Here is a 705-nt window from a genome sequence, read left to right as displayed (position 1 = left end):
ACCCCAACCACCGCACCGCCCAGCCACCCTGTCTTTCAGCTCGGCCGGACGCGGCCGAGCTGGGCACGTCCCCGGCCGAGTCCTTTCGGACCTCAGCCCACTCGACCGTCCAAGGCGGCCGACTGAACCAGAGGTGGGCCGAGCAGGTGGCTGGGCCGGATGGCAAGGCCCGGCGACCGCGGCTCCACACCGCCGTGGGCTGACGGGCTACGGCTGAGGGTGCGTGATGCCTGAGGTTCTGCGTTAGTCGGTAATTTTTGGGTGCTAGATGACCATTTCTCTCCGACTAACGCACCCCGACCGCCTCGGGGACCCGGAGTCGTGGCACGGGAGCCACGTTCAGCGCCCACCAACCAACTGACGCCCCATCGAACGGTCGAACCGTGCTCAAGGCGCACGACGACCTCACCTTGAGCACCCCTCAACCGACTTCTGGCCGCACAGATGGTTGGCCTGTGCTCAAGGTCGGGCGGTCGGCTCACCTTGAGCATCCATCGGCCACCGTTTAGCCGCACAGATGGTTGGCCCGTGCTCAAGGTCGGGCGGTCGGCTCACCTTGAGCATCCATCGGCCACCTTCTGGCTGCGCGCATGGTTGAACCGTGCTCAACGTCGTACCGGCTCGTGCGGAGAGCCCTCAGGCACCCGGGCTTGGGGAGCACTGCAGCCACGGCTGGCCCGCGTTTGGGCTTCGGGCGGGGCTCTC

At 67.2% G+C, this 705-nt stretch carries 1 protein-coding gene; it reads left to right on the top strand.

From position 1 onward, the window contains the following. On the top strand, window positions 1–203 hold a 203-nt coding region (locus E1261_RS46785), incomplete at its 5' end, for a hypothetical protein (RefSeq protein WP_238176872.1). Window positions 204–705: the final 502 nt, after the last annotated feature.

The organism is Kribbella albertanoniae, from assembly GCF_004348455.1.
GTDB lineage: Bacteria > Actinomycetota > Actinomycetes > Propionibacteriales > Kribbellaceae > Kribbella > Kribbella albertanoniae.
The sequence above is the reverse complement of the archived record's forward strand: the minus strand, read 5'-3'. Positions and strand labels throughout refer to the sequence as shown.